Annotated in this window: 28 protein-coding genes and 1 pseudogene; 15 read left to right on the forward strand and 14 right to left on the reverse strand. The window is 63.8% G+C overall.

What is annotated here, in order from left to right; translation table 11 throughout:
- Window positions 1-47: 47 nt before the first annotated feature.
- The 6 genes from ACFFNA_RS24530 to ACFFNA_RS24555 form a co-directional block, all read right to left on the reverse strand.
- Window positions 48-461 carry a GtrA family protein gene (locus tag ACFFNA_RS24530; protein ID WP_378922265.1) on the reverse strand — a complete coding sequence of 138 codons (414 nt, stop codon included), beginning with the start codon at window positions 459-461 and terminating at the stop codon, window positions 48-50.
- Window positions 458-1,279, reverse strand: coding sequence for a ChbG/HpnK family deacetylase (locus ACFFNA_RS24535; protein WP_378922267.1), 822 nt, complete (start codon window positions 1,277-1,279; stop codon window positions 458-460). The genes ACFFNA_RS24530 and ACFFNA_RS24535 overlap by 4 nt, the downstream gene beginning before the upstream one ends.
- The gene (locus ACFFNA_RS24540) at window positions 1,276-2,265 is read right to left on the reverse strand and encodes a glycosyltransferase family 2 protein (protein ID WP_378922269.1); all 990 of its coding nucleotides are present in this window, start codon (window positions 2,263-2,265) and stop codon (window positions 1,276-1,278) included. Before ACFFNA_RS24540 ends, ACFFNA_RS24535 begins: the two co-directional genes overlap by 4 nt.
- Window positions 2,258-3,421: a glycosyltransferase family 87 protein gene (locus ACFFNA_RS24545; protein ID WP_378922271.1), complete on the reverse strand. Its 1,164-nt coding sequence runs from the start codon at window positions 3,419-3,421 to the stop codon at window positions 2,258-2,260. Before ACFFNA_RS24545 ends, ACFFNA_RS24540 begins: the two co-directional genes overlap by 8 nt.
- A 208-nt stretch (window positions 3,422-3,629) precedes the next feature.
- Window positions 3,630-4,667, reverse strand: a complete 1,038-nt coding sequence (locus ACFFNA_RS24550; protein WP_378922273.1) for a zinc-binding dehydrogenase — start codon at window positions 4,665-4,667, stop codon at window positions 3,630-3,632.
- A gap of 37 nt (window positions 4,668-4,704) precedes the next feature.
- Entirely contained in the window at window positions 4,705-5,946 is a 1,242-nt protein-coding gene (locus ACFFNA_RS24555) for an acyl-CoA dehydrogenase family protein (protein ID WP_378922275.1), read from the reverse strand.
- 122 nt (window positions 5,947-6,068) lie between these two features.
- On the opposite strand from ACFFNA_RS24555, the gene ACFFNA_RS24560 reads away from it, so the two are divergent.
- From ACFFNA_RS24560 to ACFFNA_RS24585, 6 genes and pseudogenes are all read left to right on the forward strand, one after another.
- Window positions 6,069-6,884, forward strand: a complete 816-nt coding sequence (locus ACFFNA_RS24560) for an SDR family oxidoreductase (RefSeq protein WP_378922277.1) — start codon at window positions 6,069-6,071, stop codon at window positions 6,882-6,884.
- Between the two features lie 36 nt (window positions 6,885-6,920).
- Entirely contained in the window at window positions 6,921-7,406 is a 486-nt protein-coding gene (locus tag ACFFNA_RS24565) for a MaoC family dehydratase (RefSeq protein WP_378922604.1), read from the forward strand.
- Window positions 7,403-8,437: a phosphotransferase family protein gene (locus ACFFNA_RS24570; protein ID WP_378922279.1), complete on the forward strand. Its 1,035-nt coding sequence runs from the start codon at window positions 7,403-7,405 to the stop codon at window positions 8,435-8,437. Before ACFFNA_RS24565 ends, ACFFNA_RS24570 begins: the two co-directional genes overlap by 4 nt.
- Window positions 8,437-9,212: pseudogene (locus tag ACFFNA_RS24575) on the forward strand (SDR family NAD(P)-dependent oxidoreductase). The gene ACFFNA_RS24570 and the pseudogene ACFFNA_RS24575 overlap by 1 nt, the downstream one beginning before the upstream one ends.
- A gap of 96 nt (window positions 9,213-9,308) precedes the next feature.
- Entirely contained in the window at window positions 9,309-9,953 is a 645-nt protein-coding gene (locus tag ACFFNA_RS24580; protein WP_111548715.1) for a TetR/AcrR family transcriptional regulator, read from the forward strand.
- Between the two features lie 216 nt (window positions 9,954-10,169).
- On the forward strand, window positions 10,170-10,418 hold the full coding sequence (locus ACFFNA_RS24585; protein ID WP_378922281.1) for a DUF680 domain-containing protein: 249 nt from the start codon (window positions 10,170-10,172) through the stop codon (window positions 10,416-10,418).
- A 31-nt stretch (window positions 10,419-10,449) separates the two neighbouring features.
- On the opposite strand, the gene ACFFNA_RS24590 is transcribed toward ACFFNA_RS24585, so the two are convergent.
- A complete protein-coding gene (locus ACFFNA_RS24590) occupies window positions 10,450-11,376 on the reverse strand; it encodes an AraC family transcriptional regulator (protein ID WP_378922283.1) in 927 nt (308 codons plus the stop codon).
- Window positions 11,377-11,471: 95 nt separating this feature from the next.
- On the opposite strand from ACFFNA_RS24590, the gene ACFFNA_RS24595 reads away from it, so the two are divergent.
- Entirely contained in the window at window positions 11,472-12,320 is an 849-nt protein-coding gene (locus ACFFNA_RS24595; protein ID WP_378922285.1) for an SDR family oxidoreductase, read from the forward strand.
- A 12-nt stretch (window positions 12,321-12,332) separates the two neighbouring features.
- Here ACFFNA_RS24595 and ACFFNA_RS24600 read toward each other — a convergent pair whose 3' ends face one another.
- The 7 genes from ACFFNA_RS24600 to ACFFNA_RS24630 form a co-directional block, all read right to left on the reverse strand.
- A complete protein-coding gene (locus ACFFNA_RS24600) occupies window positions 12,333-13,118 on the reverse strand; it encodes a ThuA domain-containing protein (RefSeq protein WP_378922287.1) in 786 nt (261 codons plus the stop codon).
- 77 nt (window positions 13,119-13,195) lie between these two features.
- Window positions 13,196-13,426 carry a hypothetical protein gene (locus ACFFNA_RS24605; RefSeq protein ID WP_111548948.1) on the reverse strand — a complete coding sequence of 77 codons (231 nt, stop codon included), beginning with the start codon at window positions 13,424-13,426 and terminating at the stop codon, window positions 13,196-13,198.
- 59 nt (window positions 13,427-13,485) lie between these two features.
- The gene (locus ACFFNA_RS24610; protein ID WP_378922288.1) at window positions 13,486-14,070 is read right to left on the reverse strand and encodes a sarcosine oxidase subunit gamma; all 585 of its coding nucleotides are present in this window, start codon (window positions 14,068-14,070) and stop codon (window positions 13,486-13,488) included.
- Window positions 14,063-17,056: a sarcosine oxidase subunit alpha gene (locus ACFFNA_RS24615; RefSeq protein ID WP_378922290.1), complete on the reverse strand. Its 2,994-nt coding sequence runs from the start codon at window positions 17,054-17,056 to the stop codon at window positions 14,063-14,065. The genes ACFFNA_RS24610 and ACFFNA_RS24615 overlap by 8 nt, the downstream gene beginning before the upstream one ends.
- The gene (locus ACFFNA_RS24620) at window positions 17,053-17,349 is read right to left on the reverse strand and encodes a sarcosine oxidase subunit delta (protein ID WP_378922292.1); all 297 of its coding nucleotides are present in this window, start codon (window positions 17,347-17,349) and stop codon (window positions 17,053-17,055) included. The genes ACFFNA_RS24615 and ACFFNA_RS24620 overlap by 4 nt, the downstream gene beginning before the upstream one ends.
- A gap of 12 nt (window positions 17,350-17,361) precedes the next feature.
- A complete protein-coding gene (locus ACFFNA_RS24625) occupies window positions 17,362-17,784 on the reverse strand; it encodes a hypothetical protein (RefSeq protein WP_378922294.1) in 423 nt (140 codons plus the stop codon).
- A complete protein-coding gene (locus ACFFNA_RS24630) occupies window positions 17,784-19,037 on the reverse strand; it encodes a sarcosine oxidase subunit beta (protein ID WP_095084630.1) in 1,254 nt (417 codons plus the stop codon). The genes ACFFNA_RS24625 and ACFFNA_RS24630 overlap by 1 nt, the downstream gene beginning before the upstream one ends.
- A gap of 202 nt (window positions 19,038-19,239) precedes the next feature.
- Between ACFFNA_RS24630 and ACFFNA_RS24635 the strand changes: the two genes are divergently transcribed.
- The 8 genes from ACFFNA_RS24635 (at window position 19,240) to ACFFNA_RS24670 (ending at window position 25,502) form a co-directional block, all read left to right on the forward strand.
- A complete protein-coding gene (locus ACFFNA_RS24635; protein ID WP_378922296.1) occupies window positions 19,240-19,608 on the forward strand; it encodes a DUF2568 domain-containing protein in 369 nt (122 codons plus the stop codon).
- A 164-nt stretch (window positions 19,609-19,772) separates the two neighbouring features.
- Window positions 19,773-20,531 (forward strand): SDR family oxidoreductase, encoded by a 759-nt coding sequence (locus tag ACFFNA_RS24640; RefSeq protein ID WP_378922298.1) that lies wholly within the window; start codon window positions 19,773-19,775, stop codon window positions 20,529-20,531.
- Window positions 20,532-20,642: 111 nt separating this feature from the next.
- Complete coding sequence (locus tag ACFFNA_RS24645) at window positions 20,643-21,029, forward strand: SET domain-containing protein (protein ID WP_378922300.1); 387 nt, start codon at window positions 20,643-20,645, stop codon at window positions 21,027-21,029.
- Between the two features lie 178 nt (window positions 21,030-21,207).
- Window positions 21,208-21,486: a 30S ribosomal protein S21 gene (gene rpsU, locus ACFFNA_RS24650; RefSeq protein ID WP_023810129.1), complete on the forward strand. Its 279-nt coding sequence runs from the start codon at window positions 21,208-21,210 to the stop codon at window positions 21,484-21,486.
- A gap of 191 nt (window positions 21,487-21,677) precedes the next feature.
- On the forward strand, window positions 21,678-22,529 hold the full coding sequence (locus ACFFNA_RS24655; protein ID WP_111548727.1) for a tetratricopeptide repeat protein: 852 nt from the start codon (window positions 21,678-21,680) through the stop codon (window positions 22,527-22,529).
- A gap of 177 nt (window positions 22,530-22,706) precedes the next feature.
- Window positions 22,707-23,183: a DUF992 domain-containing protein gene (locus ACFFNA_RS24660; RefSeq protein WP_378922303.1), complete on the forward strand. Its 477-nt coding sequence runs from the start codon at window positions 22,707-22,709 to the stop codon at window positions 23,181-23,183.
- 197 nt (window positions 23,184-23,380) lie between these two features.
- Entirely contained in the window at window positions 23,381-23,863 is a 483-nt protein-coding gene (locus ACFFNA_RS24665) for a DUF992 domain-containing protein (protein WP_111548729.1), read from the forward strand.
- Between the two features lie 202 nt (window positions 23,864-24,065).
- Window positions 24,066-25,502 (forward strand): MFS transporter, encoded by a 1,437-nt coding sequence (locus ACFFNA_RS24670; RefSeq protein WP_378922305.1) that lies wholly within the window; start codon window positions 24,066-24,068, stop codon window positions 25,500-25,502.
- Window positions 25,503-25,582: the final 80 nt, after the last annotated feature.

Consider the following 25,582-nt stretch of genomic DNA (forward strand, 5'->3'; position numbering starts at 1 on the left):
TCTTCCGCCCGCGATTTTGTAAAACACCGCAATTTCGTAGGAATAGCCTATCTCAGCAACCGGCCTTCGATCGACCAGCGCGCGGCGAGGAAATTCAGCACCGCGGCCACCACGACACCGCCGATCTTTGCCGGCCACACCCCGGCGATACCAGCGAACAGCGCAATCGAAAGGCTGGAAACGCCGAGCGAAATCAGCCCCCCGAGCGAGGCGAAACGAAGGAATGCATCACGCAGCCGGATGGCTTGATTGCGTTCGAACGACCAGAAGCCGTTCGCCACGAACGAAAAGGTGACGGCGATGAACCAGGCGGCGATGTTGGCGGGCAGCGGCGGCATCTGCAGCTTGAGCAGCAGGAAGAAGCTGGCAAGGTCGATGGCTGTGTTGGCAAGTCCGACAATGGCAAAGCGGACGATCTTGTTGCCGGTCGAACGTCGGGGCTGGTCCGCGCCGCCGCTCATCCCTTGCCGTCCATGATTGCGACACCGGCGCGGGCCAGGCTGGCGCCGAAATCGTCCGATGCCAGGACCGCGAATTCGACCTCGCGCACGCTTTGCATCGGGTCGCGCGCGCGCAGCGTCTCGTCGACATGGCCGGGGTGACACATGAACAGCCCTCGTTCCGGCAATGCCTCGACGGCGGCCCGCAGCACGGAAGCGAACTTTTCGGGTCGCCGCCAGTCATAGATGCCCGCGAGCGGTTCGAAAATGGTGAAGCCGGCATGCTGCATAGACCGGTTGAACCCGGCAGCGAGCGCTGCGATCGCGGCGACTTTCGGCGCCGTAGCGAGCGTTCCCGCCAGCACCGGCGCGCCGCGCAACGCAGGCCTGTCGGCTTCCTCATGCAGACGCGCGCGCAGCCATGTGCGCACGACAGGAAGGAAATGCACATGCTGATGCCCGTCGACGAAATCGGGGCGGCGCCCGAGTGCTTCGACGAAGCGGCTGTACTGGGCGTCGAGCTCGGCATGGACATCGCGATCGTCGATGCGGCCGCGCAGAACAGGCAACGCCAGCGAGCGGAGCGGCGGCAGCCGGCCTTCCGGCGCCAGGCTCGACCGGCCGGTGACGGCTGGCTGGTCGGTCAAGGTAAGATGCAGCCCGACCGCGACACGGCCGCACAGAGGCTTTATGCGCTCCGCCTCCTGCGCCCATTGCGGAAAGCCGGTCATGCAGCTGGTGCCGGTCAGGCGCCCGCGATCGAGCAGGTCGAGGATCGCGGCGGAGACGCCTGGCGCCAGGCCGTAGTCGTCGGCGATCAGGCGGATGCGCCGTGTCATGTATCGCGAGCGCCCGGTGCCAGTTTGCCGGGAGCGACGTCGCTACGTACGACATCGCGCACAATATAGACCGGCCGATCCTTGCTCTCGCTGAGCGTGACCCAGACATATTCACCAATCAGGCCGAGAAGGGTCAGGTTGAGGCCGCCGAGCAGGACGACGGCGACCAGGAGGCTGGGGTAACCGGGAACGGCAATGCCGTAGAAGATCACCTCGAAGAACACCTTGGCGCCGTAGACCGCGCCGGCTAGCGCGGCAAGCAGCCCGCTGAGGCTGATCATGCGCAACGGAATGACGGAAAAGGAGGTGAAACCTTCCAGCGAGAAGGCGATCAGGTTGAGCCGGCTCCATTTCGACGTGCCGCTGGCGCGGCCCTCCGGCGAATAGGGCAACGCCTTCTGGCGGAAGCCGGCCCAGGCAAACAGGCCCTTGTTGAAGCGTCGCTTGTCGCGCAGGCTGGTCAGCGCGCGTGCGACAGTGCCGCGCATGACGCGAAAGTCGCCGGCATTTTCGGGAATGTCGAAACGCTGGCTGCTGTTGATCAGGCTGTAGAAAAGCCGCGCCAGCTGACTGCGTCGCCAACTGGCCTCACGCCGGTCGTTCTGCGCGTAGACGACGTCGATGTCCGGATGTTCCACCAGCTCGGCGATCAGCTTCAGGCTGATGTCCATCGAATGCTGGAGGTCGGCGTCCATGATCAGCACCATGTCGCCGCGCGACTGGTCGAGGCCGGCGAGCACGGCGACTTCCTTGCCGAAATTGCGGCTGAGGCGGACGATCTCCCACGATCCCGTCAGCACCTGCGAAAATCGTTTGGCGCCATCGTCGCGGCTGCCGTCGTCGACCAGGAGCTTGTGCACTGTCATGCCAAAGCGCTGTGCCACCGCCGCCTCCAGCGCGGCAAGCAATTCGGCGAAGGCCGATGCCGATGGCGCTTCGTTGAAGAACGGCGCGACGATATCGAGTGTCGGCCGCAACTCAGCCATTTGCGACCCCTGCATTCACCACCTTTTCCCGCGCTTTGGCCCAGAACCACCAGATCAGGGAACAGGCGATGAAAGCAACCGAAACCGGCCGGAACCAGGGGTAGAGGAAATCATGCACATGTTGCTCGACGCCGCTCAGCCCGGTCGCAAACAGCGCCGTCGACAGCACCGAGGCCAGGACGCCGCCTCGTTCCTCGCGCCACAACAGGGCGATGGCGAGACCGGCAGGCACGGCGATCATCGCATAGGTGTTGGGCTCGACGCGCGGATTGAAGACGCACATGTAGAAAGCGGCGGTCAGGAAGATCGCCAGCCCTGCCGTCCCCTGCTCGAGCTTGCGATCGAACCAGAGCACGATCGAGAGCGCCAACAGGCCGACCACGAAGCGCACCGCCGTGGCGCCGGATTCCGCGATGGGCATCCCTGCCGTCGCAAAAGGCGCGGTGAAATCGGCGGCAACAAAATGGCTGGTCTTGTCGACCGCCATCGAGGTCAGCATGCTGGCGAAATCACGATACTGGTCGTTCAGATAATCGGCTGGCGCGAAGGCATAAGGGATGGCGAGCACGAACAGCACCGCCAGCACCAGCACCGGTATCAGCCGGGGGCGCAGCCCTCCTGCCAGGAGCAGCATGATGATCGCGGTCGGCTTGGCAATGATGGCAAGCGAAGCCCAGAAGAAGGTCTCGGCGCGCCGCCCTTCAAGCGCCGACAAAGTAAGAAGCCAGGAGGCGCCGGCCAGCAGAATTGTCGATTGGCCGTTGCGGATCGCGCCGAGCGCCATCGGCAGAGCGAGGAAGAGGCCGAACGAAAGCAGCCAGGTCAGTTCCTGACCGCCGAGCTTGCGCACCTGCCGGACGGCGGCGAAGGTCAGCACCGCGAAGCCGAGGACATGCCACAACAGCCCGCCCAGATGCGGGCCCAGCTTCAACAGCGGAACATAGAGCGCGGCAAAGGCGGGCGCGTAGAGATACCCCATCTCGGACTGAAGATCGTAGAGCGGCCGGCCAGCCAGAAGGTTCTCGCTGCCATATCTATAGGCCAGCAACACCGTACGCGTGTCGGGCGACCACAGGACCATGGCAAGAACGACCAGGAACGCCCCGATCCACAGGCCAAACCCCAAACGATCGAAAACCGGCTTGGAAATCGTCATCAAGTCACCCTACACCCATCCCGGAACGGCCCCCTTGCCTGGACCGCCCGGCATTCGATGGCGGCGGCATATCACGGACAAAGCGGCGTGGCATAGGGTCTGAAAGACGCGGATGTCCGCCCGACGCGGCTTGCGGCAGCCGGACACCAGCATTTTTTGGCATCGAGAGCTGTGAATGCTTTGCATTCGAACGTCTGGCACCTTCATGCTACGGCCGAATGAACACCTTGCCGTTGGGCCTGGCCAGTTCTGTCGGCACCCGCGCCATTGCCTCGGCGAGCGGCACCACCGCCGTCACATCGGTCGACCAGCGCCCATCGGAAAACCGATTCTGCGCTTCCAGGATGGCCGGGCCGCGGCGGTCGCGAAACTGGCGCATCCATTCGCTCAGCCAGAAACCCTCGATGTGCTTGTGCTGGAAGATCAGTTGGCCGGGTTCACGGATGATCGTGGCTTCGGGATCAAGCCGCCCATAGATGATCCAGCGCGAGCGCTTCGGCATGACGTCGAAAATTGCGGAGGCCAGCGGCCCGGTGACCGCGTCAAGGAAGATGCGCGGCTGTTCGGCCTTGATCACCTCGCGCAACGCCGCCTTGAAATCCGGCGCCTTTTCGTTGAGGACGTGCGCCGCGCCAAGCTCTTTCAGAGCCGCGATCTGATCGTCGCGGCGCACGGTGACGATCGGTCGGAAACCCTCGTCCTTGGCCAGGCCAATGATCAGCTTGCAGAGCTGGCTGGCCCCGGCGGTCATGACGAAGGCTTTTTCACCTTCTCGGCTGACGATGTCGAACATGGCGAGCGCAGAGAGCGGGTTGACGATCATCGCCGCGCCATCCTCGTCGCGGACTGTGTCGAGCAGTGGGATGCAGACCACCGCTTCCGCAACGGCATATTCGGCCCATGAGCCCCAGTTGGTGACGCCGGTGGCGAAAGCGACGCGCATGCCGATCAGGCTTTTGGCATAGGGCTCATCGCCACTGGCGGCGACGGTACCGACACCCTCGAAGCCGGCCGGCTGGCCCTTGGCGCGCGGCTGGCCGTACTGGCCCTTGATGAACATGACATCGGACGGATTGATCGAAGCGAGATTGACCTTGATCAGCACCTGCGTCGGCCCCGGCGTCGGCACCGCGATGCTGCCCGGCTCGAGATAGGGCTCCATCGCCTCCAGCACGCTGCCGGAAGGCGTCCTGGTGTAGCCGTCGCCGACAAGCAGCAGCGCCTTCATTTCGGAGGGGACAGTCATCGGAACACTCCTTGCTTGGACCTGCTGGCGTCGGCGCTCAGACCTTTTCCTGCGTGTATTTCTTCAGCTCCGTCCGCGCCACCTGACGGCGATGCACGGCGTCCGGTCCGTCGGCAAGGCGCAATGTCCGCAGATGCGTCCACGAACGCGCCAGTGGCGTGTCTTGACTGATGCCTTGCGCGCCGAACATCTGCACCGCCTCGTCGGTGACCTTGAGCGCGACGCGCGGCGCGATCACCTTGATCTGGCTGATCCAGGGGGCTGCGGCGCGCGCATCGCCCTGGTCGATCATCCAAGCCGCCTTGAGGCAGAGCAGCCGCGCCATCTCGATCTCCATGCGGCATTCGGCGATGATGTCGAAATTGGCGCCGAGTTTTGCCAAGGGCTGGCCAAAGGCCTCGCGACGCACGGAACGCTGACACAGCATCTCCAGCGCCATCTCGGCCTGGCCGATGGCGCGCATGCAGTGATGGATGCGGCCGGGGCCGAGCCGCCCCTGCGCGATCTCGAAACCCCTGCCTTCGCCGAGGATCAGGTTCGATGCGGGCACACGCACATTGTCGAAGCGAAGATGCATGTGGCCATGCGGCGCGTCGTCGTCGCCATAGACCTGCATGGCCCGAACCTTGGTCACGCCTTTTGTATCGGAAGGCACCAGGATCATCGAATGCCGACGATGTGTCGGCTCTTCGTCGGCACCGGTCCGGACCATGACGATGTAGATGGCGCAGCGCGGATCGCCGGCGCCGGAAGCCCACCATTTCTCGCCGTTGAGCACATAGTCGCCGCCCTGGCGCTCACAGCGCATTGCAATGTTGGTGGCGTCGGACGAGGCGACATCCGGCTCGGTCATCAGATAGGCCGAGCGGATCTTGCCGTCGAGCAGCGGCTCGAGCCACGCCTTCTTGTGGTCGGCCGAGCCATAGCGTTCCAACACCTCCATGTTGCCGGTGTCGGGCGCCGAGCAGTTGAAGGTCTCGGCGCCGAGATGCGCCTTGCCCATTTCCTCGGCGAGATACGCGTATTCGACCGTGGAAAGGCCGTAGCCGCGCTCCGAGCCGGTCAGCCAGAAGTTCCACAGGCCGCGCTCCCGTGCGGTCTTCTTCAGCCCTTCGAGGATCTCGCTCTGGCGCGCGCTATAGAGCCAGCGGTCACCGGCCTTGCCCACTTCGCCTAGGAATTCCTTGTCGAGCGGCTTGATCTCGTCGCGCACCATGGCCGCGACGCGCGCGTGGATCGGCTTCAGCCGCTCGGTCATGCCGAGATTCATCTCCGTCATCGGTCGCTAACCCTTCATGCACGCCAGGCATTTTACCCGTGGCAAGGATGACCGTACTTCGGATAGCCTTGTCAACGCGAACTGTTTTGCCCGCACACCGAGGCAAGGCGCGGAGGATTGTGATGAGCTATCTGGACGAGCTGTTTTCGGTGGCCGGCAAGACCGCGCTGGTGACCGGAGCGGCGACCGGCATCGGCCGCATGGCGGCAACCGCGCTGGTGAAGGCCGGCGCCAGCGTGATGATCGCGTCGCGCAAGGGTGAGGATTGCATCAAGGTCGCCGGTGAACTGAACGGGCTTGGCGCACCGGGCCGAGCCGAAGGCTTCGCTGGCGATGTCTCCAGCGAAGCCGGCATTGCCGCGCTCGTCGCCGAGGTCAAGACGCGGACTGACCACCTGAACATCCTGGTCAACAATGCTGGTGTGTCCTGGGGCGCGCCGCTGGAGAATTTTCCGTATTCCGCCTGGGCGAAAGTGTTCGGTGTCAATGTCACCGCGGTCTTCCATCTGACGCGCGAATTGCTGCCGCTGCTCGATGCCGCCGCCAGCGATGCCGATCCGGCCCGGGTGATCAATCTGGGTTCGGTGATGGGCACGCAGCCGCTGGCCGACGACGCCTATTCCTACACGGCGTCTAAGGCCGCGGTTCATCATCTGACGCGCACCCTGGCGCTGGAGTTCGCCGCCCGCCGCATCACCGTCAACGCCTTTGCCCCCGGCCCCTTCCAGAGCCGCATGACGGCATTTGCCACCGGCACGCAGGAACAGGCCAGGCATGTCGGCAACCATGTTCCGATCGGCCGTATTGGCGCACCGGATGACATTGCCGGCGCAACGCTCTATTTGTGCAGCCGTGCAGGCAGCTATGTCACCGGCGCCATCCTGCCGATCGACGGCGGACAGTCGGTGCAGCATGGGCTGACCTTGTTCAAGGAATGACATTTTCCGGCCGGAGCCGGGGGTGAACTGGAGGACATCCGCGTGGAACCGATCAGTCTCGATGTACTTCTGGCCAGTGTCGGCAAGGAGGTTGGCGTGTCGCCCTGGCGGGTGGTCACGCAACGCATGATCGACCAGTTCGCCGACGCTACCGACGACCACCAGTTCATCCACTGTGACCCGGAGCGCGCCATGCGCGAGACGCCGTTCGGCGGCACCATCGCACACGGCTTCCTGTCGCTGTCGCTGTTGTCGGCGATGACCTTCGAGACCATGCCGCCGCTGGAAAACGGCAAGATGGGGGTCAACCACGGCTTCGATTCGCTGCGCTTCCTGGCGCCGGTGAAGACCGGCGCGCGCATCCGCACCCGTTTCGTGCTGGCCGACGTCAAGGTCAGGCCGTCGGGCTGGGTGCAGACCGCGCATGACGTGACGATCGAGATCGAAGGCTCCAAGAAACCGGCGCTGACCGCCCGTTGGCTGACGCTGACCTTGATCGAACGCCAGCCCGAGACGGCATGAGCGATCCGAACGTTCTCGACCAGGCAGCGCTTGCGCCTTACCTCGAGGCGAACATATCAGGCTTTACCGGGCTCCTTTCCATCGAAAAATTCAAATCGGGCCAATCGAACCCAACCTATCTGCTGACGGCGGAAAGCCGCCGCTACGTGCTGCGCGCCAAGCCGCCCGGGCAATTGCTGAAATCGGCGCATCAGGTCGACCGTGAATTCACCGTGATGAGCGCGCTTGCCAGCACCGCCGTGCCGGTGCCCAGGATGCTGCATCTGTCGGCGGAAGACTCGCCGATCGGCCGCATGTTCTACATCATGGATTTCCTCGACGGCCGCATTTTCTGGGATCCGGCGCTGCCGGAGGCTCGCGACAACGAAGAACGCGCCGCCATCTACGACGCCATGAACGATACGCTCGCGGCCCTGCACGATGTCGATGTCGAGGCCGTGGGTCTCGGCGATTTCGGCCGGCCGGGCAATTATTTCGAGCGCCAGCTAGGGCGCTGGAGCAGCCAGTACCGCGCCTCGGAGACCGGCACCGTCGCCGATATGGACCGGCTGATTGCCTGGCTGGAGACACATAGGCCCGCCGATGATGGCCGCGTCTCGCTGGTGCATGGCGACTACCGGCTGGACAATCTGATTTTTGCTCCCGATCGGCCAAAGGTGCTGGCGGTGCTCGACTGGGAATTGTCGACGCTCGGCCACCCCTTCGCCGACATCGCCTATCAGTGCATGCAATGGCGCCTGCCGCACGCCTCGGGCTTTCGCGGCCTGGGCGGCGTCGACCGTCGGGCGCTCGGCCTGCCCTCCGAAGACGATTATGTTGCCGCCTATTGCCGGCGGCGCGGGCTGGACAGCATCGGCAACTGGACGTTCTTCCTGGCCTTCTCCTTCTTCCGTCTGGCGGCGATCTGCCAGGGCGTTTTCAAGCGGGCGCTGGACGGCAACGCCTCCAATCCCGAAAAGGCCAGAACCTATGGCGAGGCGGTAAAACTGCTTTCGCATCTCGCCGCGCAACTGATCGACAAGGAGGCGTGATGGGCCGTTTTGAGGGAGCAACCGTGCTGATCACCGGTGCGACCGGCGGGTTTGGCCGGGGTGCGGCGAAAGGCTTTGCCTCCGAAGGTGCAAGGCTGGTGCTGTCGGACATCGACGAAAAGACGCTGGCCGATCTCGCAGGCACGCTGCAGGCCGAAACGGCGATCCTGGCCGGCAACATCGCCGACGAAAAACTGTCGGAGGATCTGGTCCGGCTGGCGGTCGAAAAATTCGGCCGGTTGGATGTCGCCATCAACAATGCCGGCATCGTCCAAAGCTTCGTGCGCTTGCCGCAAGTCCCCTCGGATGAGGCTCGCCGCGTGCTGGAGGTCGATCTGCTCGGCGTCTTCTATGCGATGAAACACAGATCCCGCAGATGGAGCGGCAGTTCAAGGCGACCGGCAAGGGCGGCGCCATCGTCAACATCGCCTCGGCCGCCGGCCTGTCCGGCGCGCCGAAACTCTCGGTCTATGCCGCCGCCAAGCACGGCGTCATCGGTTTGACCCGCTCAGCCGCGGTCGAATACGCCACCAAGGGCCTGCGCATCAACGCCATCTGCCCCGCTCACACGAGGACGGCGATGGTCGACAGCTTCGTGCGCACCTCCGGCGCGCCGGAAGCAGAGGCGTTGGCCGAGCTGACGCGTGGCGTGCCGATGAAGCGGGTGGCGGAAGTCGATGAAATCACCACCGCCATCCTGTTTGCCGCCGCCCCGGCAAACTCCTTCATGACCGGCCATGCGCTGGCCGTCGACGGTGGCATCGGCGCGATCTGATGCATGCCGCTTGGGAACCTGTCGCGCCCTTGTCCGTTTTCGTACAGCGTATATAATTTAGCCAGGTACCAACCAACCAACCAAAGGCACGAGATCTTGCCGCCGAGCGTCCAGACACGCCGCGAGAAACAAAGGGCCGAACTGCGCTCCGAACTGGTCGAGGCCGCGCACAAGCTCGTCCAGGAAGAGGGCTATGAAGGCCTGACCATCCGCAAATTGGCCAAGCGGGTCGGCTATGCGCCGATGTCGGTCTATTCCTATTTCGCCGACAAGCAGGACATCCTGTTCGCCCTGGCCGAGGATGCATTCGAGACGCTTGCCCGCCGCATCGAGGAGCATGCATCCGACGATCCGATCGAGGCATTGCAGGCGGTCATGACCGAATATGCCGCCTTCGGGCTCGGCAATCCCAACGAATACCGCACCGTGTTCATGACCGAGAAGACCAAACTGCCGGAAGGCAGGAGTTATGAGGACATGGAAGAGAGCAACCCGGCGATGAACGCGCTGATCAGCAGGGTCGAGGCCTGTGTCGCCGCCGGCAAGTTGCAGGGCGACCCGCGCGCCATCGCCACCATGCTGTGGGCGGTCGGCCACGGCACGATCTCGCTGCTGATCACCTTTCCATTCTATCCCTTCGGCGACCCGCAGGCGTTCGTGAAGCGGATGTGCGACTTCACGCTTGCCACGCTGAGCACACAGAATGTGCCGCCGCTGACTGAGACGCCAGTCAACTGCTAAGCGACACTCTTCACAGGCTCTGATCACCACGACCAACGCCCATTTGGAGCGCTCGGCTGTGTCAGAACGCCGCGATTTTCGGCGTTCAATAAAAGTTCAATAAAATTTATCCGTACATGTACGTTTTCTGACTTGAACGTCGGCATCTCCGGACGTATATGTACATTGTGTCGTACATGTACAAAAAAGTTCAACCGTCGAAAACGGAGACTGACGATGAAAAAGATACTCCTGACCCTCGCCGCCGTGCTGGCACTTTCGGGCTCGGCCTTTGCCGCCAGCGCCACCCAGCCGGTCAAGCAGGCACCTGCCGCGACCTGCGTCGACACCAGGACCCATGTGAAGCTCGATTGCGCCTCGACCGGCTCGGTCGAGAAGAAGGGCTCCACGGAAAACACCGCTGACGGCAAGGGCCCGCGGCTCGGCATCAGCATCAATCCGTGGATTGTGCCCAGCACATTCTGAGACCGGACTAAACACTTCACGAGTAGACGATCTAGCCTCGACTTTGAGCTGCGTATTGGGTCGGCGCGCAGCCGACCTTGCCGCTGAAGGCAGTGCTGAAGGCACTCGCCGATTGATAGCCCACATCGGCAGCGATCTGGCTGAGTGGTTTTTGACTGTGCAGCAGCGCGTCCTTGGCAAGCGCCATACGCCATGCCAGCAGATATTCCACGGGTGCTGCCCCCACGACGTCGACGAAGCGCCGGGCAAATCGCGAGCGCGACATGCCCGCACTCTTTGCCAGTTCGGCAATCGTCCATGCCCTGCCGACATCCGAATGTATATGCGTCAGCGCCCTGGCCAGTTGCGGATCGGCAAGACCGCCAAGCAGGCCTTGTGGCTGTGACGCGCGCTGCGCACCCTCGCGGCGCAGCGTTTCGATCAGCATCACCTCGATCAGCCGCGACAGGACCATGCCCCTGGCCGGCCTCGCGGCATGCGTTTCGTCGACGATGATCCGCATCAGGCCTCCGAGCCTTTCCCCTACATCCTCCGCCGCACGGATATGCGTGAAGCGCGGCAGCAGGCCGAACAGCAGGTCGGCATTTGCTGGATCGCAGATGATCAGGCCGCCGAGAATGCGCGTCGTCGGGCCACCCTTAACGCCGTTTCCGACCCTGAGTTCGTTATCGACCGTGTTGCGTTCCTTGAACGCGGCATCGGACAGGATAAGCCTTGTGCCGGGGCTGCTGACGAAGCACGGCGAAGACGGCTGCGCAGCCAGGAGGTAATCCCCCGTGCACAGCCGCAGCGGTTCTCCGTCATCAGGCTGAAACCAGCATTCACCTTCGGTCACCAGATAGAAGGTGGGATCGCACTGATATGGCGAGCGGATGCCCCATTCACCGGTTGCGGCAAGGTTGCCGAGCAGGAGTGTCCTTGGACGCAACAGAGCGATGATGTCAGTCAAAGGGTCCAAAATGAGACGATCCGTAATTCAATCGGTACTTTTCATTATAGATCAGGCAGATCGTTTTACCTAGATCACTCACCTAACCCGATGGAGTTATGTGAATGACCAAGACCGTCCTCATTACCGGCTGTTCGTCCGGGCTCGGCAAGACCGCGGCAAGATACTTCGCCGCCCAGGGCTGGAACGTCATCGCGACAATGCGAAAGCCGGACCAAAGTCTCGCCGCCGGCTATGCCGGCCAAATGCTTGTCTTGCCTCTCGACGTCACCGATTCCGCAAGCATCGAGGCCGCGATTGCCGCTGGCGTCGCCCACTTCGGCCGTATCGACGCTGTCGTCAACAATGCCGGCGTCAGTGTCGTCTCGATCTTCGAGGCCACCGCGAAAGAGACGATCCGTGGAGTTTTCGAGACCAATGTCTTCGGCATGATGAATGTCATGCAGGCGGTCATTCCGCATTTGCGCAACCATGGCGGCGGAACGATCATCAACATCAGCTCCGGTGTCGGGCTGGCGGCGGTGCCGCTTCTGGCGCTGTACACCGCAACCAAGCACGCCGTCGAAGGCCTCTCGGAATCGCTGTCCTACGAGCTGGAATCGCAGAACATCCTGGTCAAGCTCGTCGAACCCGGAGCCATGCGCACCACCAGTTTCACGTCCAACACCATGGCGGCGTCACAGGCCGTTTCCGTCCCGGCATCGTACAAGCCCTACTTCGATCACATGATGCAATCGATGATGAACTACCCATTCCCTGATGCCAACGAAGATCAAGTCGTCGCGACGATCTATGCGGCGGCGACCGATCCATCGCACCGCCTGCGCTACCTCGCCGGCCCGGATACGGAGGAAATGGCAAGGCTGCGCTGGTCGACTTCGGAAGACGAATACCTAACCACCATGAACCGCCTGATGGGTCAAACCGCCTGGCGCGACAGGAGGTCCAACTGATCTCAGGCCCCATCATCTCAGGCCCTTGTCACCATCGGCATGCAGGCGCAGCCCTTTCTGGACGATCTTCTCCTTGGCCGCATCCGTCGGCACGTTCGGCGCATTGGTGATGCCCGACCATGCCGGCGCCGGGTTGTGCGCCCAGTGCACGGCGTTGCGCAGCACCTGCTGCACGCCCTCATTGTGATAGATCGGATAGGTTTCGTGGCCGGGCGAAAAGTAGAAGATCCTGCCGGCGCCGCGCTGGTAGGTCAGCCCGGACCGGAACACCTCGCCGCCTTCATACCAGGAGACGAACACCGTCTCGAGCGGCTCCGGCACCGCGAACGGCTCGCCATACATTTCCGTCTCGCCGATCTCCAGGCACTCGCCGATGCCTTGCGCGATCGGATGGCCGCGGTTGATCGCCCAGACGCGCTCGCGCTCGCCCGCCTCGCGCCATTTCAGCGAGCAGGGCGTGCCCATCAGCCGCTTGAAAATCTTCGAGTAGTGGCCGGAATGGAGCACGATCAGCCCCATGCCTTCCCACACCCGCTTCTGTACGCGCTCGACAATCTCGTCCTTGACCTCGCCATGGGCGGCATGCCCCCACCACAGCAGGACATCGGTGCTGGCCAGGCGCTTCTCGCTCAAGCCATGCTCGGGCTCCTGCAAGGTGGCGGTGGTCGCCTCGATACCCTTGTCCTGGTTGAGCGCCGCGGCAATGGTGCCATGCATGCCCTTGGGATAAAGCTCGCGCACGGCGGCATTGGTCTGCTCGTGGACATTCTCGCCCCAAACGATGGCTTTTGTCGGCATATCTGTCTCCCAAAGCGCTTTAAATAGCATCTCCAATGGGATTGAGAAGGTCCCGATCCAGCCTGGTCCGATGGAAACTATGTCGTGCGCTTCTTGCGGCCGGCCACCGTCTTGGCCTTGCCCGGCTTCGCCGGAGCGCCGGAGATGGACGTTCCGGTTATCGACACCGGATCGCTGGCCGGAAAGGTGTCCTCGAGGCCTTCCTCGAGTTCCTCTTCGGCGCTCGACGCTTCATGTTGCTCATGTTCGAGCGAGCGAACGGCAGGGCTTTTTTTGACCGGCGACTTCGGCGCGGAATTCGACGGCATCGGCATTCTCCCTCGGCGTACGGATGCAGAACGAGCGTGCCCTGCAAAACGTTCCGAGTTCAGACCGCTGCGTCCCGCGATCCCTCGGACAGGAAAGTAAAGACATAGTCCGAGAAGGAACGCCAGCATTCAACCTGGAAGGCGTCTGGGGCGTTGCGCAACAGCACAATCTCAGCCTTGCCCAGGATGGTGCGCGAGGCCGCCCCGACCGGGAAGGCATCGAGCGACAGGTCCTGCGGGCAGCCCGCATTGATCGTCGCCGCCGCCCCAGCACCCGTCACGGCGATCGCAATGTTGCGATGCGAGATGCCGACGGCCGAATGCAAGGCAGAAACCGCGGCGCAATCGGTGAGCGGATCGTTGCCAGCCTCGTCGATCACCAGCCATTCGTCGGGGCCGAGCCACAGAGCGGTACGGCCCGCCTTCGTGGCCGAGGTTTTTGGCTTTTTCGGCAAGGTCACACCGAGCGCCTTGGAAAGGGCGGCAATCGAAGCCTCCGGCGCGCGCAGCGAGATGCGATCGGCCGGCGGCAGCACCTCGACCTTGGCGCCGGTCGCGGCGGTGCTGCGTCCAGCCAGCGCCGGGCGACGCTCGACCGAAGGCGATGCGGCCGCAGCCGTCTTCTTTGCAGCGGCCTTAGCCATTGAGGCGCCCTCCCGTCTCGTCGAAGAACACCATACCGGAAACCTCCACTTCGATCACCCCGTTTGGCATCGGCACGTAGAGCGTGTCGCCCATGCGGTCGCGACCGCCGGCGACCAGTGCAAGGGCAATCGAGCGGCCGCAATTTTCCGACCAGTAGCTCGAGGTGACGTGGCCGATCATCTTCATCGGGATCGCCTGCTTCGGATCCTCGACGATCTGCGCGCCTTCTTCCAGAACCATCTTCGGGTCCTTGGTCTTGAGACCGACCAGCTGCTTGCGACCCTTGGCGACCAGGTCCGGCCGCGCCATGCCGCGGATGCCGACGAAGTCGGCCTTCTTCTTGCCGACCGCCCAGTCGAGACCGGCATCGTTCGGCGTCACCGTGCCGTCGGTATCCTGGCCGACGATGACATAGCCCTTTTCGGCGCGCAGCACGTGCATGGCCTCGGTGCCGTAGGCCGCCGCACCATGCTTCTGGCCCTCGGCCCACAGCGCTTCCCACACGGCCTGGCCGTAGTCGGCCGGCACGTTGACCTCGAAGCCACGCTCGCCGGTGAACGACATGCGGAACAGCCGTGTCGGCACGCCGCAGATCTTGCCTTCGCGCACCGACATGTGCGGCAGCGCCTCGTCGGACATGTCGATGCCTTCGACCAGTGGCGCGATGATGTCGCGCGACTTCGGTCCTTGCACGGCAATGACCGCCCATTGTTCGGTGATCGAGGTCAGCCAGACATTGAGCTGCGGGAACTCGGTCTGGAGGTAATCCTCCATGTGGTTCATGACGCGCGGCGCACCGCCGGTCGTCGTCGTCACATGGAAGCGGTCGGGCGCCAGCCGGCCGACGACGCCGTCATCATAGATGAAACCATCCTCGCGCAGCATGATGCCATAGCGGCAACGGCCGGGCTCCAGCTTCTCCCACGGATTTGTGTAGAGCAGTTCCATGAACTTGGCCGCATCCGGCCCGACCACTTCGATCTTGCCGAGCGTCGAGGCATCGAATAGGCCGGCCGTCTTGCGCACCGCGACGCATTCGCGGTCGACCGCGGCGTGCATGTCGTCGCCGGCCTTTGGGAAATACCAGGCGCGCTTCCACTGCCCGACATCCTCAAACACGGCACCTTGGGCTTTGGCCCAGGGATGGATCGCCGTCTTGCGTGTCGGGTCGAACAGCGGTCCGCGCGCGTGGCTGACAATCGCGCCGAAGGTGACCGGCGTATAGGGCGCTCGGAACGTGGTCAGGCCGACTTCCGGGATCGGCTTGCCCAGCGTCTCGGCGGCGATCGCCAGGCCGTGCATGTTGGAGGTCTTGCCCTGGTCGGTCGCCATGCCGTTGGTGGTGAAGCGCTTGACGTGCTCGATCGAGCGCATGCCCTCATGCACCGCTTGGCGGATATCCTTGGCGGTGACGTCGTTCTGGAAATCGACAAAGGCTTTCACCGTCGTGTCCGGCCCGGCGCCGGGGGCCGCACCCAGCATGCCGCGCGACCAGCTCTCCGAGGCGTCGACCTTGGGCTTGTTGCCCTTGGCGGTTTTCGCACCGGCATCTTTCGCTGCCTTCTCGCCCGCCGCATAAGCCTCGTCGATCGTCGCTGACAGCCCGTCCGTGCCGTTGCAGGCGCCGACCGAGGCACAGTCCTGCGCATAGGTGCCCGGCACGAAGCGCTTGGTCTCGTCGTTGAAGGCGACCTTGCCGCGCGACTGCGAGAACAGGTGCACCGACGGCGTCCAGCCAGCCGACATCAGGATCGCGTCGACCGGGATGGTGCGTTCGCCACCGCCATTCTTCGGCTGCACGGTCATCGACGACACCCGCAATTTGCCGCCGGCGCGGATCACCGCGCGGCCGAAATTGACCTCGATGCCGAGCGCCCTCGCCTCGTCGATCACCGGCCCGGTCGGATGGTCGCGCAGGTCGACGATCGCCGCGACGTTGACGCCCGCTTTCTTCAGGTCGATCGCCGCTGCATAGGCGGAATCATTGGCGGTGTAGACGCCGACATTCTTGCCGACCGCGACGCCATAGTGGTTGAGATAGGTGCGCGCCGCACCTGCCAGCATGATGCCCGGCCGATCGTTGTCGGCGAACACCATGTGGCGCTCGATGGCGCCGGAAGCCAGCACCACGCGCTTGGCCCTCACCTGCCACAGCCGCTCGCGCGGCAGGTCATGGCCGGGGGTTGCGAGATGATCGCTGACACGCTCGACCAGCCCGACGAAATTCTGCGCGTAGTAGCCGAAGGCCGTGGTGCGAGACAGCACACGGACATTGTCGATGCCTTGGAGCCTGGCAATTGCTGCCTGCGCCCAGGCAAAGCCGTCCTGGCCGTCGATCCTGGCGCCGGTCTCGAAACGCAGGCTGCCACCGAACTCGGCCTGCTCGTCGGCCAGGATGACGCGCACCCCGGTCTCGGCCGCGGCAAGTGCTGCCGCAATGCCCGCGGCACCGCCGCCCAGCACCAGCACGTCGCAATGCGCGTAGCGCGACGAATAGTGATCGGGATCCGGCTGGTCCGGGGAAACCCCGAGGCCGGCGGCCGCCCGGATCTTCGGCTCGTAGAGGCTCTTCCACGCCGCCTTCGGCCACATGAAGGTCTTGTAGTAGAAGCCGGCCGAAAACAGCGGCGAAGCAATGTCGTTGACCGCGCCGACATCGAAGGACAGCGACGGCCAGCGGTTCTGCGACTGCGCGGCAAGCCCGTCATAGAGCTCCTGCACGGTGGCCCGCACATTCGGCGTCTTGCGCGCCGCGTCGCGCTTGATCTCAACCAGTGCGTTCGGCTCTTCCGCGCCCGCCGACAGGATGCCTCGCGGACGGTGATACTTGAACGAGCGGCCGACGAGATGGACGCCATTGGCGAGCAGCGCCGAGGCCAGCGTATCGCCCTCGATACCGGCGTAGGACTGGCCATCGAAGCTGAACCGCGCGGTTTTCGCCTGTTTGAGGCGGCCGGCGCTGGGAATGCGGAACGCGCCGCTCATTTGGCAACTCCCGGCAGCTTCGACGGCTTCGGCTCGCCGGCCTTGTAGGTCATGATGAACTTGTCGGTGACGGTGTCGCGCACGGCGTTGAAGAAGCGGGCGCAGCCATGCATGTGCCGCCAGCGCTCATAGATGATGCCCTTGGGGTTCGAGCGGATGAAGAAGAACTTCTCGAAATCGTCATCGGTCTCGCCAGCGATGTTGGCCGAGCGCGCGATATGCGCCTCGCCGGCATTGCGGAACTCGAGCTCCGGACGCTCTTCCTCGCAATAGGGGCAGCGGATGAGAAGCATTTGTGTTCGTTCCTACAATTCGCCGTGGCCGACGTGAGCGCCGGCGGGTTGGTCGCAAAGCCTCTGGCCCATGGCCGCAAAGGGCGCGACGAGCCGGATGCGCTCCTCCACGCTTGCGGCCGGGCGAAACAGGTCGCGATACGCCATGTTGCCGATGGTGAGTTGCATCGGATCGGTCGTGACGATGACGCGGCGCGGCTCGAATGTGTCGTCCTCGCCGAGATCGGAAGGCCTGTTCTCCACGAACATCACCACCTTCTGGCCGCCGCTCCACACGCAGGCCAGCACGCCGTCGTCGACGGAAAACGGCCAGTTGGCCTCGTTTCCGGCGCGGCTGATCGGCTGCGTGCGCACTTCGTCCGCCGACGGAAAATGGAACATGCCCTGTTCCCCCGCCAGCATCAGCGGCATGGCGACAGCCATCTGCGCCATCATCAGTGCGCCACCGCCGCCGCTGCCGCCTCGTCGATGAGTCGGCCGGTGCGGAAGCGCTCGATGGTGAAGGGCGCGTTGATCGGATGCGGATCGTCCTTGGCGATGGTGTGGGCAAAGACATGGCCCGAGCCCGGCGTCGCCTTGAAGCCGCCCGTGCCCCAGCCGCAATTGACATAGAGGCCGGGCACCGGCGTCTTGGCCAGGATCGGCGAGCGGTCCGGGGTGACGTCGACGATGCCGCCCCATGAGCGCAGCATCTTCATGCGCGTGAAGATCGGGAACATCTCGCAGATGGCGTCGAGCGTGTGCTGCAGGATGTGCAGGCCGCCGGTCTGCGAATAGGAGACATACTGGTCGGTGCCGGCGCCGATCACCAGTTCGCCCTTGTCGGACTGCGAGATGTAGGCGTGCACCGTGTTCGACATCACCACGCAAGGCACCACCGGCTTGACCGGCTCCGACACCAGCGCCTGCAACGGATAGCTCTCCAGCGGCATGCGCACGCCGGCCATGTTCATGATGACGGAGGAATGGCCGGCGGCAACGACACCGACCTTCTTGGCGCCGATGAAGCCGCGCGTCGTGTCGACGCCCATGACCGCGCCATTGGCCGCGCGCTTGACGCCGGTGACCTCGCAATTCTGGATGATGTGGACGCCGCGCGCCGAGGCGCCGCGCGCATAGCCCCAGGCGACGGCATCGTGGCGCGCCGTGCCGCCGCGGCGCTGCAAGGCAGCTCCGACCACCGGATAGCGCGCATCCTTGGAGGTGTTGAGCGGCGGGCAGAATTCCTTCGCCTGCTCCGGCGTCAGCCATTCATTGTCGATGCCGTTCAGCCGGTTGGCGTGGACATGGCGCTTCAGCACCTGGATATCGTGCACATTGTGGGCGAGCATCATGACGCCGCGCGCCGAATACATGACGTTGTAGTTGAGCTCCTGGCTGAGACCGTCCCACAGCTTCAGCGCATGGTCGTAGATGCCGGCGCTCTCGTCATAGAGATAGTTGGAGCGGATGATGGTGGTGTTGCGGCCGGTGTTGCCACCGCCCAGCCAGCCCTTTTCCAGCACCGCGACATTGGTGATGCCGTGCACCGTGGCGAGATAATAGGCGGTGGCCAGGCCATGGCCGCCGGCGCCGACGATGATGACGTCGTATTCCTTCTTCGGCTCTGGCGAGGACCATTGTTCCTCCCAGCCCTTATGGCCGCGCATGGCCTCGCGGGCGATGGCGAATACCGAATATTTCTTCAACGTTCCAGCCTCGCAAATGGCAGCCAAGCGTTCATCAAGCCTCGGCGCGCGAGGTGTATCACTAGCGAAACGCAGCTTCCACCCTTGCGCTGTTTGCGACGGTGCTTGCCGTTTTGCGCCGCGCCGAAAAAGACGCATGCGATCTGGCCGCCATGGCTGCCTTCAGTCACATTGCCTGTCGCGGCACTCGAGGAGGACGATTATGGGCAACGCCTGGTGGAATTTGACGTTGCGCTTCCTGCTGGAGCTTGCCGCCTTGCTCGGCCTCGGTCTGGCGGGATGGGGGCTCTCCGACGGATGGTGGCGCTGGATCCTGGCTCTGGCCCTGCCGCTCATTGCGGCTGTCCTGTGGGGAACCTTCGCCGTGCTCAACGATCCAAGCCGGTCGGGCCGTGCCCCCGTGCCGGTACCGGGCGCGGTGCGGCTGGTGCTGGAACTGACGATCCTGTTCGGCGGTGCGGCTGGGTTCTACCTGGCCGGTTACACGACCACGGGCATCATCGTCGCCCTGCTCATCGCCATCAGCTACGCATTCTCGCTCGATCGCCTCAGCTGGTTGCTGAAGCAATAGTCCGCCCAACCGGCCTCGCCTTTCGCGAGCGGCTGGCTTCCGTCCATCGTCAGCAAGATCCAACTGCGCAGGTATCGGGTGTCGCCGGAAGGCGTGGCCTGCGATCAACGGACCTCGTTGCCGGCACCAGTCGGCCAGACAGGACCGACAGAAGGACGACAGCCATGCTCGCACTCGCCAACAAGATCGCCATTGTCACCGGCGCCAGTTCCGGCATCGGCCGCGCCACGGCAAAACTCTTCGCCGAGGAAGGCGCCAGGGTCATCGTCGCCGCCCGCCGCCAGGCCGAGCTTGATACGCTTGTCGCCGAGATCGAGGACGCCGACGGCACGGCAGTCGCGCTTGCCGGCGATGTCCGCGACGAAGCCTATGCAAAAGCCCTTGTCGATCTGGCGGTCGAAAAATTCGGCGGGCTCGACATCGCCTTCAACAATGCCGGCGCCGTCGGCCAGATGGGACCGATTTCGGACCTGTCTCTGGAGAGATGGCGCGAGACGCTCGACACCAACCTTACCAGCGCCTTTCTCGGCGCGAAATATCAGGTGCCGGCGATGGTCGAGCGCGGCGGTGGTTCGCTGATCTTCACCTCCACCTTCGTCGGTAACACCGTCGGCATGCCCGGCATGACCAGCTATGCCGCAAGCAAGGCCGGCCTGATCGGGTTGACGCAGGTGCTGGCGGCTGAATATGGCCCGAAAGGCGTGCGGGTCAACGCGCTGCTGCCCGGCGGCACCGACACACCGGCGGCAACCTTCAAGACCCCTGAATCGCGGGCTTTCGTCGAAAACCTGCATGCCCTGAAGCGTGTCGCGGTACCGGAAGAGATCGCCCGCTCGGCGCTCTACCTCGCCTCCGACGCTTCGAGCTTCACCACCGGAGCCGCGCTGTTTGCCGATGGCGGCGTGTCGATCAACCGGACGTGAAGGCTTTTCGCCGCCAGGATGCATGTTCATTGCCGCAAACCTGGGCGGCCGGTCTTGCTTTTTCTGTGCGATTTGGCGATGCCGTTTCCTGTCGAAACGGGTCCTCGAACCATGATGCTGATCAGAACCTATGTGGCTGCGAGCGCAATCGAAGGGGTCGGCGTGTTCGCCGCCGAGCCGATCAGGAAAGGCGCCTCGATCTGGCGGCTCGATCCGGATTTCGACCGGTTGATTCCGTTGCAGAAATACGAGGCAGCACCGCCGCATCTCAGGGAATTGCTCGACCGCTATGCCTATCCAAGCCCGGATCGTCCCGGTTTCATGGTCTATGAGGTCGACAATGGGCGCTTCATGAATCACGCCGAACGGCCGAATACGGACTTTTCGCGGTATGGCGGCGCGACCGCGACCCGCGACATCGCGGCCGGCGAGGAGATCACCTGCGACTATGGCGAGTTCTTCGAGGATTTCGAGCGGCTTCACCTCGCTACGGCGTAGTCGGCTCCCTGTCTGGCGGCAAACCGGCTGCGGTTTGGCCGCTGATGTTCATTTCGGCTGTGGACAGCGCGGCCTGATTCTGCTATCAGCCGCCACAATTCGTGGTGTAGATCGCCGCGGAGGCTTGCGGCTATGGCCGCTTGCCTGTTGATATCAAACCCGAAAGACAGGATTGCCCGTGCAGGTACTCGTCCGCGACAATAACGTTGATCAGGCGCTTCGCGCGCTCAAGAAGAAGATGCAGCGCGAAGGCATTTTCCGCGAAATGAAGATGCGCGGCCATTACGAGAAGCCTTCCGAGAAGCGCGCCCGTGAAAAGGCCGAAGCCGTGCGCCGCGCCCGCAAGCTGGCCCGCAAGCGCGCTCAGCGCGAAGGCCTGCTGCCGATGACGCCGCGTCCGGTTGCTGCTGGCGCCGCCGGCGGTGCAGGTGGTGCTCCGCGTCCGCCGCGGTTCTAACGCCAATTTTTCGTCCTTTTCGAAGGATACTAGAGGTGGCGCGATGCGGAATCGCCGCCACCTTTTTGTTTAGGGCGACAGGCGTCCACACGGACGCACAAAGGACGCTCTAACACTTTACGAAAACTACGACCCGGCCCGGAGGGGGGACTCGGACCGATCGACGCGGCTAAAGCGAGGACAGGGCAGACATGAACGCAATCAGCGTGGAGCGCAGAACCCCTTTGCGCGGCTTTGCCCTGACGGCAGCTCTGCTTTCCGGGCTGGCGCTTGCCGGCTGCCAGACGGCTGGCCCTACAGGCGAATTCAACAACATCGACAAGGCGCAGGGGTCGAGCGAGAACATCTCCTCGCTGTCGGCGGTGATCCAGCGCAATCCCCAGGATCCCGAAGGCTACAATGTGCGCGGCTCCGCCTATGGCCGGGGCGGCCAGTACCAGGCGGCTCTCAAGGATTTCGACACCGCCATCCAGCTCAACCCGAATTTCTTCCAGGCTTATTCGAACCGCGCGCTCATTCAGCGCTTCCTCGGCAATCAGAAGGCTGCGCTCGACGACTACAACCATTCGATCCAGATCAACGGCAATTATGACGCCGCCTATATCGGCCGCGGCAACCTCTACCGCAAGGCGGGTCGCACACAGGACGCCTTCAACGACTTCCAGAAGGCAATCCAGCTCGACACGACCGATGCGCGCGCCTACCACAATCGCGGTCTGATCTATCAGAGCCAGGGCCAGCACAAGTTCGCCATCGAGGATTTCTCGACCGCCATCTCGCTGGCGCCGGACGCCGCCGAGCCCTACAACGGCCGCGGGCTTTCCTATCTGGCCACGAACGACGAAGACAACGCCTTTGCCGACTTCAACATGGCGATCAAGCTCGACGGCAAGAACGCCGAGGCCTGGGCCAATCAGGCGCTGATCTACGAGCGGCGCGGCGACAAGGTCAAGGCCGGGAAATCCTACCGCGAAGCCGTGCATCTTGATCCGACTTACCAGCCGGCCAAGGATGGCCTCGCCCGCGTCAGCGGTGCGACTTAGGCGCGTATCAAAGCGCTGGCCGAAAGAGCGGGCGGCGCCGCAAAGCCGTCAATCCGGCAACCGCGCGTTAACCCCGGCAGCAAGGTGCTGACCCGTGCCTTGTTCGCGCCAAGTTTTCGGCGGAACGGTCTGGCCACCCAAGCCGTTACTCCAAGCAATTTGCGAAAGGACCCTCCCATGATCAAGAAACTCGCCTGCGCTGCTGCTCTCGCCACGACGGTGTTCGCTGCCGGCCCTGCCAGCGCCGGCAAGCTGCAGCTCGGAACGCTCGACTGCACCATTGACGGCGGCACCTCTTACATCGTCGCCTCCAACAAGGGCGTGTCCTGTGTCTTCCGCCCCTACCATCACGGACCGTCGGAGATTTACACCGGCGTCATCTCCAAGATCGGCGTCGATGTCGGCCAGACGCATCAGGGCCAGCTCGCCTGGGCCGTGCTGGCGGCAACACGCGACCGTGACGCGGGCGATCTCGCCGGCAGCTACTACGGCGTTAACGCCGAGGCCAGCGTGGTGACCGGCGGCGGCGCCAACCTGCTGGTCGGTGGCTTCAACAGCGCCTTCATGCTGGAGCCGCTCAGCGTGCAGGCACAGACCGGCGTCAACCTCGCCTTGGCGGTGACCTCGCTCGAGCTGATCCACTCGCTCAAGTGAGTGCAGGGAGCCATGCGCTCCACGACCCCTCTACCTGCGGCGCGGAACCAGATAGGATGGTTCTGCGCCGTTTGATTTTTAGAGCAATTCCAGGAAAAGTGTGAAACGGGCTTCCCGGGAAAAGCGCGTAGCGCTTTCCCTTAGGGAATTGCGTCAAAACAAAAAGATAGAGCGGTTCCGAACCGCTGGGGGACCGCATGCCAAAGACAGCCATCGCTGCTGCCATATTCGCCACCGCGCTTGCCGGGACGGCGCATGCACAGGACAAGGGCATCGAACTCGGTGTGCTGGATTGCGCCATCGGCGGCGGCACCGGTTTCATCTTCGGCTCGAGCAAGGATTTGAGCTGCACCTTCAACCCCGCCGACAAGACCTTTGCACCGGAAGCCTATTTCGGCGCCGTCAACAAATACGGCCTCGACATCGGCACCACGAAGCAGACAGTGATGCAATGGCTGGTGCTGACACCGCTGAAGAACATCTACGCGCCAGGCGCGCTGGCCGGAGACTATCTCGGCGCCAGCGCGGAAGTGACGGCAGCCGTCGGCGCCGGTGCCAATCTGCTGGTCGGCGGCTCCTCGCAGGCCTTCACCTTGCAGCCACTCAGCCTGCAGACGCAGACCGGCATCAACCTCGCCATCGGCGTCAGCCAGTTCCAGTTGCGCAGCACCGAGAATTGACCCCCGGTCGCCTGCCGCAAATATCTCGAAAAATTTCGCTTGAGCTCAACCCCGGTTGAGGTTTTAGAAGCCTGCCCCGACTGGAGCAGCGCCCTTGATGCGGCGCGCGATGCACGCTCCTGCCTGCGCATGGTCCTGCCGGAAACCCATACTGGCTTCTGGCGCCATGTGCTGGCATCGAGATATGGAAGGCAGGGGGGAAATGACCGAAATCAGCACAAACAGGGTCGACTGGCGCGCTTTGTGGGCAAGCGGCGACCTGGCGCGTTTCTGCTTCATCAGCCTCGGCATCCTGCTGCACGCCACCAACGAGACGATGGTGGCGACGGTGATGCCGGCCATGGTCGGCGAACTGGCCGGCGTGCAGCTCGTCGGCTGGTCGCTGGCCATCTATGAGCTCGGCGCCATAGTCGCCGGCGCGGCGGCCGGGCGGCTGGTGAGCTATGTCCCCCTGCGCACCAACATGGTGGTCGCCGCCCTCCTCTATGCCGCCGGGGCGCTGATCTGCGCCACCTCGCCTTCCATGCAATTGTTCCTTGCCGGCCGCCTGATCGAAGGGCTTGGCGGCGGCGCGCTGGTGTCGCTGGCCTTCGTCTCGGTCGAGCGGCTGTTCTCGCGCGCCATCTGGCCGCAGCTTTTCGGCATCATGTCGGCGATCTGGGGCGTTGCCGCGTTCAGCGGCCCGATGCTCGGTGCAATCATGACCGAGCTTTTGTCATGGCGCTGGGCCTTCGGCATCTTCACCTTCGGCGGCACCGCCATGGCGCTGGCAAGTTTCATCGTGCTCAACACGCCGGAGGCGACGAAACCCAGGACAAGCACCGGCAAGGCACCGCCCTTCCCGTTCGCAGCACTTGGCTGCCTTGCCGTCGCCGTGGTGCTGATCGCCTCGGCCGGCGTCGACATCGCCTTGCTGCGCTCGTCGCTGCTGATGGTCCTCGGCCTCATCGGCCTGGTGCTGTTCTTCTCCATCGATGCGCTGAAGCCGCGCTCCCGGCTTTTTCCGGCGCGGCTATTCTCGTGGCGCACACCGGTCGGCGCCGGCATGACCATGGTCGCCGCCTTTTCAGTGGCGACCTGTTCTTTCGGCGTCTACGGGCCGCTGATCCTGACCAGCCTGCACAACATTCCGCTGCTCACCACCGGCTACATCATCGCCGCCGAATCGATCGCCTGGTCGATCCTGTCGATCCTCGTCGCCAATGCGCCACCGCAACGCGAGCGGCTGATCATCGTTGGCGGCGCGGTCATGATCGCGGCAGGCATCGCCGGCTTTGCCTATACGATACCACTGGGCTCCATTCCGCTGATCCTGCTTTGCGCCCTGCTGCAGGGCGGCGGCTTCGGCATCGCCTGGCCGTTCCTGACGCGCGTCATCGTCGCCTCCGCTCCGGAGGGCGAGCAGACCATCGCATCGGCGGCGGTGCCGACCATGCAGCGCATCGGCTATGCCGTGGGTGCAGCACTTGCCGGCATCGTCGCCAATGCCAGTGGCTTTTCGCAAGGTTTGAACCATGACGCGGCGGCGAATGTCGCGTCCTGGCTGTTCCTCGCCTTCGTGCCGCTCGGCATTGTCGGCTGCCTGGCTGCCTTGCGGACATCGTCAACGGCAAACCGTCTGCAGGAGGCTGTTGGTTAAAGCAATTCCAGGAAAAGTGTGAAACGGGGAAAAGCGCGTAGCGCCTTCCCTGAGGGCATTGCGTTAAAACGAAGAGATAG

This window comes from Mesorhizobium kowhaii (assembly GCF_042431665.1).
Lineage (GTDB): Bacteria > Pseudomonadota > Alphaproteobacteria > Rhizobiales > Rhizobiaceae > Mesorhizobium > Mesorhizobium kowhaii.

Coding starts and splice junctions, on each gene's coding strand:
- ACFFNA_RS24530 (WP_378922265.1), bottom strand. CDS start 461: ATGAGCGGCGGCGCGGACCAGCCCCGACGTTCGACCGGCAACAAGATC.
- ACFFNA_RS24535 (WP_378922267.1), bottom strand. CDS start 1,279: ATGACACGGCGCATCCGCCTGATCGCCGACGACTACGGCCTGGCGCCA.
- ACFFNA_RS24540 (WP_378922269.1), bottom strand. CDS start 2,265: ATGGCTGAGTTGCGGCCGACACTCGATATCGTCGCGCCGTTCTTCAAC.
- ACFFNA_RS24545 (WP_378922271.1), bottom strand. CDS start 3,421: ATGACGATTTCCAAGCCGGTTTTCGATCGTTTGGGGTTTGGCCTGTGG.
- ACFFNA_RS24550 (WP_378922273.1), bottom strand. CDS start 4,667: ATGACTGTCCCCTCCGAAATGAAGGCGCTGCTGCTTGTCGGCGACGGC.
- ACFFNA_RS24555 (WP_378922275.1), bottom strand. CDS start 5,946: ATGACGGAGATGAATCTCGGCATGACCGAGCGGCTGAAGCCGATCCAC.
- ACFFNA_RS24560 (WP_378922277.1), top strand. CDS start 6,069: ATGAGCTATCTGGACGAGCTGTTTTCGGTGGCCGGCAAGACCGCGCTG.
- ACFFNA_RS24570 (WP_378922279.1), top strand. CDS start 7,403: ATGAGCGATCCGAACGTTCTCGACCAGGCAGCGCTTGCGCCTTACCTC.
- ACFFNA_RS24585 (WP_378922281.1), top strand. CDS start 10,170: ATGAAAAAGATACTCCTGACCCTCGCCGCCGTGCTGGCACTTTCGGGC.
- ACFFNA_RS24595 (WP_378922285.1), top strand. CDS start 11,472: ATGACCAAGACCGTCCTCATTACCGGCTGTTCGTCCGGGCTCGGCAAG.
- ACFFNA_RS24600 (WP_378922287.1), bottom strand. CDS start 13,118: ATGCCGACAAAAGCCATCGTTTGGGGCGAGAATGTCCACGAGCAGACC.
- ACFFNA_RS24605 (WP_111548948.1), bottom strand. CDS start 13,426: ATGCCGTCGAATTCCGCGCCGAAGTCGCCGGTCAAAAAAAGCCCTGCC.
- ACFFNA_RS24610 (WP_378922288.1), bottom strand. CDS start 14,070: ATGGCTAAGGCCGCTGCAAAGAAGACGGCTGCGGCCGCATCGCCTTCG.
- ACFFNA_RS24615 (WP_378922290.1), bottom strand. CDS start 17,056: ATGAGCGGCGCGTTCCGCATTCCCAGCGCCGGCCGCCTCAAACAGGCG.
- ACFFNA_RS24620 (WP_378922292.1), bottom strand. CDS start 17,349: ATGCTTCTCATCCGCTGCCCCTATTGCGAGGAAGAGCGTCCGGAGCTC.
- ACFFNA_RS24625 (WP_378922294.1), bottom strand. CDS start 17,784: ATGATGGCGCAGATGGCTGTCGCCATGCCGCTGATGCTGGCGGGGGAA.
- ACFFNA_RS24635 (WP_378922296.1), top strand. CDS start 19,240: ATGGGCAACGCCTGGTGGAATTTGACGTTGCGCTTCCTGCTGGAGCTT.
- ACFFNA_RS24640 (WP_378922298.1), top strand. CDS start 19,773: ATGCTCGCACTCGCCAACAAGATCGCCATTGTCACCGGCGCCAGTTCC.
- ACFFNA_RS24645 (WP_378922300.1), top strand. CDS start 20,643: ATGATGCTGATCAGAACCTATGTGGCTGCGAGCGCAATCGAAGGGGTC.
- ACFFNA_RS24655 (WP_111548727.1), top strand. CDS start 21,678: ATGAACGCAATCAGCGTGGAGCGCAGAACCCCTTTGCGCGGCTTTGCC.
- ACFFNA_RS24660 (WP_378922303.1), top strand. CDS start 22,707: ATGATCAAGAAACTCGCCTGCGCTGCTGCTCTCGCCACGACGGTGTTC.
- ACFFNA_RS24665 (WP_111548729.1), top strand. CDS start 23,381: ATGCCAAAGACAGCCATCGCTGCTGCCATATTCGCCACCGCGCTTGCC.
- ACFFNA_RS24670 (WP_378922305.1), top strand. CDS start 24,066: ATGACCGAAATCAGCACAAACAGGGTCGACTGGCGCGCTTTGTGGGCA.